We start from the raw sequence: 6,109 nt of genomic DNA on the forward strand, positions 1-6,109 counted from the left end.
CTGCTCTCCGAACCCCCGGCGCCGGTGTCCCCCACCGCGTCCGCGCAGCCCGCCAGCGCGGGTGTTGCACGGTTCACAGGGCGCACTCCTCGGGCTCCGTCCGTGGTGGGAATTCCTGTGAAGTTATGCGTTCGTTCACAGGGGCCGCAGTCGGCACTTCGGGGGACTGACCCTTGTTCGGGGGTACAGCTCCTGCGAACTTGCACACATGTGTGCACGTTATTACGATGGCCTCCATGACCTCCGCCGACCAGCCCGCGCGCGCCCCGCGGCGGGACGCGACCGAGAACCGGGCCGCCCTGCTCGAGGCGGCGAAGACCACGCTGCAGCAGGACCCGGACGCCTCGCTCGAGACGATCGCCGCCGCCGCGGGACTGTCCCGCCGTGCGGTCTACGGACACTTCCCCTCGCGGGACGACCTCGTGCGCGAGGTCGTGACCGCCGGGGCCGCCCGGATCGCCGCCGCCGTGCCGTCCCCCGCCGTGCTCGCCGACCTGCCCCCCGCCGCCCGGCTCGCCGCGATCGCGGTGACCCTGTGGTCCGAGGTGTCGCACGTGCGCTCGATGGCCCGGGTGGCCGTCCGCAGCCCCTTCGCCGAGTCGGTCGCGCAGGTGTTCGCCCCGCTCCGCGCCCAGGTGCGTGCCGCGTGCGCGCTCGGGATCGCCGACGGGTCGATGCGCGACGACGTCGACGCGGACACCCTCGCCCGCCTGGTCGAGGGTGCCTGCATCGTCGTGCTCGACGAGGCCACGCGGTCCGGTACGAGCGTCGAGGCCGGCCGCCGCACGGTCGTCCTGTCGGCACTCGGGACCGCGGGCATCGACTGGCGAACCGCGCTGCTCTCCGAACCCCCGGYGCCGGTGTCCCCCACCGCGTCCGCGCAGCCCGCCAGCGCGGTGTCCCCCACCGCGTCGGCGCGGCCCGCCCCAGCGGTGTCCCCCACCGCGTCGACGTCCCCGACCACCACCACACCCGTCCCGGCCGGCACCACGGCCACGGAGGACCACGCATGACCCTCGAACTCGACCACGTCGGCATCGGCGAGGAGCCCGGCGCCCCGCTGCCCGTCGTCTCCGCCGTCGCCGCACCCGGACGCCCCGGGGTCGTCGCCGTCGAGACGGAGCAGGCACCCGTGCTCGCGTCCCTCGTCGCCGGCGGCCGGATGCGTCCCGACACCGGGCGTGTGCTGCTCGACGGCCGCGAGGACCCCGCCACCCTGCGCCGGACCTTCGCCCTCGTCGACACCCCGGGCGTCGCCGAGCCCTTCCCGGTGATGAGCCTGCGCCGGATCGTGCGCGAGGAGCTCGCGTTCGCCGGGCAGCGCCCCTCCCGAGCGCACGTCGACGCCGTGCTCGACGAGCTCGGGATGCGGCACCTCGCCGACACGCACGTGCAGCGGGTCCCGACCGAGGTGCGGGTCCGGCTGCTCGTGGAGCTCGCGCTGCTGCGGGACGGGATCGAGGGCATCGTGCTCACGGCCCCCGAGCGGCACGGGGGTGCCGTGGCGGAGTGGTTCGCGGTGGTGCGCGAGGTCGCACGCCGTGGCGTGACCGTCGTCCTCGTCACCTCGAAGGCCGCGGCCGACGCGGTCGCGGCGCTGCTCGACACCGTCGACGCGACCGACCACGACGCGTCCCCAGGTGACGCGACCGGCGCGGCCGGTCCTGCTCCCGTTCCTGCCCGGGGTGCCACCGCCCCGACCGAGGGTCCCGCCGACGCGACCCCGGACGGACGAGGCGAGCCGCGCCTCCCGTCCGACACCGACCCCGAAGACCCCGCAACCGTCCCGACGGAGGCACTCGCGTGACCATCCCCTCGCTCGTCCGCGCCGAACTGGCGCGCCTCACCGCGACGCCGCTCGCCCGCCTCGCGTTCATCGCCCTCATGGTGGTGCCGCTGCTGTACGGCGGCGCCTACCTGTGGGCGAACCGCGACCCCTACGCGCAGCTCGACCAGATCCCGGCCGCGATCGTCGACCAGGACGCCGGCGCGACCCTCGACGGCGACCACGTCGACTACGGCAAGGACGTCGCGAAGGAGGCGATCGACGGCGCGAAGTTCAAGTGGACCGAGACCTCCGCGGCCGATGCTCGCTCCGGCGTGCGGAACGGCACCTACGACTTCGTCGTCACCATCCCGCACGACTTCTCCGAGTCCCTGGTGTCGGCGCAGGGCGACGACCCCCGACGTGCCGAGCTCGTGATGACCACGGCGGACACGAACTCCTACCTCGCCTCGACCATCGCGGAGCAGGCCGGCAAGACCATGCGCACCGCCGTCGCCGAGCGCGTCGGCAAGCAGGCGGCGAAGACCCTGCTCGTGGGGCTCGCCGACGTACGCGACAGCCTCGGCGACGCCGTCGACGGGGCCGGACAGCTCGCCTCCGGGGCCACCACGGCCGCGGACGGCGCCGGGCAGCTCGCCGACGGCACCGGCAAGCTCGCCGCGGGGGCCACCCAGCTCGCCGACGGGACCGCCGCGCTGCCGTCCCAGACGAAGCAGCTGGACTCGGGCGCGCAGCAGGTGGCGTCCGGGGCGTCGACCCTGGCGTCCGGGCTCGCCGACGCGCAGCGGCAGACCGTCGCGCTGCCGGCGCAGACGCAGCAGCTCGCCGACGGGGCGAAGCAGGTGTCGGACGGTCTGACGACCCTGACGCAGCAGACCGACCCGGCGCTCCAGGCGCTGCAGACCGCGTCGCCGGAGACCGTCACGGCGGCGATCACGAAGGCCGCCGCCGACCGCGGGGTCACCCTCACGCCCGAGCAGCAGGCCGTGGTCGCCGCGACCGTGCAGGCCCAGCTCGCGGACGCGACGACGCAGCAGCAGCTCGCCGACGCGAAGACCGCGCTGCAGGGGCTCGACCGGCTCCGGGACGGCTCGCAGCAGGTCTCCGCCGGTGCGTCCCAGCTCGCCACGGCCGCGCCGACCCTGTCGAACGGCATCGCCTCGGCCGCCGACGGTGCGTCGAAGCTGGCGTCCGGTTCGTCGCAGGTCGCCGCGGGCACCTCGAAGCTCGCCGCGGCCGCACCCACGCTGTCGTCCGGCGCGTCCTCGCTCGCCACCGGTGCCACGTCGGCCGACCAGGGCGCGAAGTCCCTCGCCTCCGGCCTGACCGACCTGGAGACCGGCTCGAAGGAGCTCGCGTCGAAGCTCGACGAGGGCCGCACGAAGATCCCGGCGTCCACCGCCACGCAGCGGAACGAGCAGGCGTCCGTCATCTCCGACCCGGTCAAGGTCGGCGACGACAACATCGCCTCGGCGTCGAACTACGGTGCCGGCCTCGCGCCGTTCTTCATCTCGCTCGCGGCCTGGATCGGCATGTACGCGCTGTTCCTCATCCTCAAGCCGATCTCGAAGCGCGCGATCACCGCGGTGCGCAAGCCGCTGTCGGTCGTGCTCGGCGGCTGGCTCACCCCGGCGCTGCTCGGCGTCGTGCAGATGGCGGCGCTGTTCCTGATCGTGCGGTTCGCGCTCGACCTGGACGTGGTGCACACCGGCGCGACGATCGGGATCATGATGCTGGCCTCGGCGACGTTCGCGGCGATCATCATGGCGCTCAACGTGCTGCTCGGGTCGGTCGGGCAGTTCCTCGGCCTGGTGCTCATGCTCGTGCAGCTCGTCACCGCCGGCGGGACGTTCCCGTGGCAGACGCTCCCCGGGCCCCTGGCCGCGCTGCACTTCGCCCTGCCGATGACGTACTCCGTCGACGCGATCCGGCAGACGATGTACGGCGGGTCGGCGGGTGCCGCGTGGTCGGACGCGGGCGTGCTGGCGTGCTGGCTGCTCGGGGCGCTGCTGCTGTCGCTCGTCGTGACCGCGCGGCAGACCCGCTCCCGGACGCTGCGCGACCTGCGCCCGAGCCTGATCGGGTAGCGCGGGGCGGGCGGCGCGCGGGGCCGCGGGCGCGCGCTCGTGCCGGTCCTGCCCGGGCCGGTCCCGCTCGGATGGAGCAGAAGACGTCGGGTTCGAACCTCGGACCCGACGTCTTCTGCTCCATCCGAGCGCGGGGATACGCCCGGGGACGTGGACACGGGCACGGGCACGGGGGCCGGACGGAACATGGGCGCGCGGGCGGCCGCCCACGTCGATGGAGCAGGAAACGTCGGGTAGGGGCTTCCGACTCGACGTCTTCTGCTCCATCTGTGCACGGGGGCCGGGGCGCGCGGGCGGCCGCCGCTCGTCGATGGAGCAGGAAAGGTCGGGTGGCCGCTTCCGACCCGACGTCTTCTGCTCCATCCCCGCACCGGGATACGCCCGGGGAAGCGGACACGGGTACGACGGCGCGGGCGCGCGGGAGCACCCGCGCGCGTTACGAGCGCGACCGGAGGAGTGCGGCCAGCTCGGCGAGCGCCGCGCCCCGGTTCGTCGTCACGTCCTGCCGCGTCCACCGCAGCACGGACCACCCGAGGGCGGCGAAGGCCCGGTGTCGGCGGAGGTCGTGCTCCCACTGCTGCTGGTCGGTCCGGTGGTGGTCGCCCTCGTACTCGATCACGATGCGTTGTCGTCGGTACGCGAAGTCCACCCGCCCGACGAACCGGCCGGTCGCGTCGGTGATCTCGACCTGCAGCTCGGGCTCCGGCAGCCCGGCGCGCACGATCCCGAGTCGCGCGTTCGTCTCCTGCGGCGAACCGGCTCCGACCCGGACGAGCTCGAGCGCACGACGGAGCGTCGGTGCGCCGCGGCAGGGTCCGCGGGCGGCGAGTGCCGCGCGCAGGTCCTCGACGCTGGTCGCACACGTCCGGCTCGTCACCACGGCGTCGCCGAGCGCCACGAGGTCGTCGAGCCCGAGGATCGCCCCGCACTCGACCCACGTCGTCGCGGGACTGCTCACCGGCATCCCCCACCGCTGCCGGACGACCGCGTGGGCAGCGGCGGTCCGGTGTCCGCGCACGCCGTGGCGTCGCATCTGCGCGGCGGGCAGGACGCTCGTCACGTGCACCGGGTCGTCGCCGGGGTGCGCCCTCGGCAGCGGGAGCCCCCACAGCACGGCGGCGGAGACGTGACTGACGAACTGCCCCGGCTGCAGGACCGGGCGGAAGGCGCGGATGCGGTCCACCCCGGTGGGTGGCCGCGAGCGGTGCCACCGGAGGGACCGGCTCGGCCGGTCGAGGTCCCCACGGCGCAGTCGTTCCCGGTGCACCCCTTCCCGGTCGGCCGCGGCGACGTCGAACGGACGGGTACGGAGTGCGGGCGGGAGTGCTCGTGGCTGCATGCTCCGAGCCTCCGGGTGCCGGGCGCGACCCAGGGCCGGGCCGCCGCATCTGTGGACACGCACCACGGGCCTCCCGTCTGTGGAGGAGGCACCCACCCACCGCCGCCCCCACCCGCGGCGGATGGAGCAGAAGACGTCGGCTACCGGGCATCGACCCGACATCTTCTGCTCCATCCCCGGGGAACAGGGACCGGGAGTCCGGACCCCGCAGGCCGGACCCAGGCGCCGGGCCGGTAGGGTCGAGGGACACCACGGGAGGTCGAAGGCGATCATGGGAGACGGCAAGCCCGCCACCATCTACGACGTGGCCGCGCGCGCAGGCGTCTCGAAGTCGCTCGTGTCGCTCGTGCTGCAACGCTCGCCCCGCGTGAGCGACCAGCGGCGGCAGGCCGTGCTGCAGGCCATCCAGGAGCTCGACTACCGCCCCTCGACCGCGGCCGTCTCGCTCGCGGGCACCCGCAGCCGCACGGTCGGGGTCGTCCTCGACGACTTCCGGAACCCGTGGTTCGTCGACGTCCTGACCGGCCTGCGCGAGGCCCTCCAGGACCAGGGCCACCGCCTCGTCGTCGCCGACCGGTTCCTCAACACGGGCCTGGACGCCTCCCCCGTCGAGGGCTTCCTGTCCATGCGCGTCGAGGGCATCGTCATCGTGGGCGAGCCCGACACCGACCTCGCGATCCCGGCGAGCATGCCGGTCGTGGTCGCCGGCGGACGCGCCGCCCTCCCCCGCGCCGACACCGTCGCGAACGACGACCGCGCGGGAGGCCGCATGGCCGCGGAGCACCTGCTCGCACTCGGGCACACGCGCATCGGGTTCGTCGGCGCGACGTCGGCCGCCTCGGCGGAGCGGCTCACCGGCCTGGAGGCAGGGCTCGCCGCCGCCACGGACCCCACCGC

General features: G+C 74.7%; 5 protein-coding genes. 4 read left to right on the forward strand and 1 reads right to left on the reverse strand.

Going from position 1 to position 6,109, the window contains the following annotated elements; translation table 11 throughout:
• Positions 1 to 236 precede the first annotated feature (236 nt).
• From BEP24_RS15610 to BEP24_RS15620, 3 genes are read left to right on the forward strand one after another with little or no spacing between them, the layout of a single operon-like run.
• Positions 237 to 1,013, forward strand: a complete 777-nt coding sequence (locus BEP24_RS15610) for a TetR/AcrR family transcriptional regulator (RefSeq protein ID WP_083230433.1) — start codon at positions 237 to 239, stop codon at positions 1,011 to 1,013.
• Positions 1,010 to 1,807: a hypothetical protein gene (locus BEP24_RS15615; RefSeq protein ID WP_065964984.1), complete on the forward strand. Its 798-nt coding sequence runs from the start codon at positions 1,010 to 1,012 to the stop codon at positions 1,805 to 1,807. Before BEP24_RS15610 ends, BEP24_RS15615 begins: the two co-directional genes overlap by 4 nt.
• The gene (locus BEP24_RS15620; RefSeq protein ID WP_065964986.1) at positions 1,804 to 3,873 is read left to right on the forward strand and encodes a YhgE/Pip domain-containing protein; all 2,070 of its coding nucleotides are present in this window, start codon (positions 1,804 to 1,806) and stop codon (positions 3,871 to 3,873) included. Before BEP24_RS15615 ends, BEP24_RS15620 begins: the two co-directional genes overlap by 4 nt.
• Before the next feature lie 436 nt (positions 3,874 to 4,309).
• Here BEP24_RS15620 and BEP24_RS15625 read toward each other — a convergent pair whose 3' ends face one another.
• Positions 4,310 to 5,212: a DUF559 domain-containing protein gene (locus BEP24_RS15625; protein WP_065964988.1), complete on the reverse strand. Its 903-nt coding sequence runs from the start codon at positions 5,210 to 5,212 to the stop codon at positions 4,310 to 4,312.
• A 271-nt stretch (positions 5,213 to 5,483) separates the two neighbouring features.
• Here BEP24_RS15625 and BEP24_RS15630 point away from each other — a divergent pair.
• The coding region (locus BEP24_RS15630) for a LacI family DNA-binding transcriptional regulator (RefSeq protein WP_171898844.1) at positions 5,484 to 6,109 on the forward strand (626 nt) is incomplete at its 3' end.

This window comes from Curtobacterium sp. UCD-KPL2560 (assembly GCF_001705035.1).
Taxonomy (GTDB): Bacteria; Actinomycetota; Actinomycetes; order Actinomycetales; family Microbacteriaceae; genus Curtobacterium.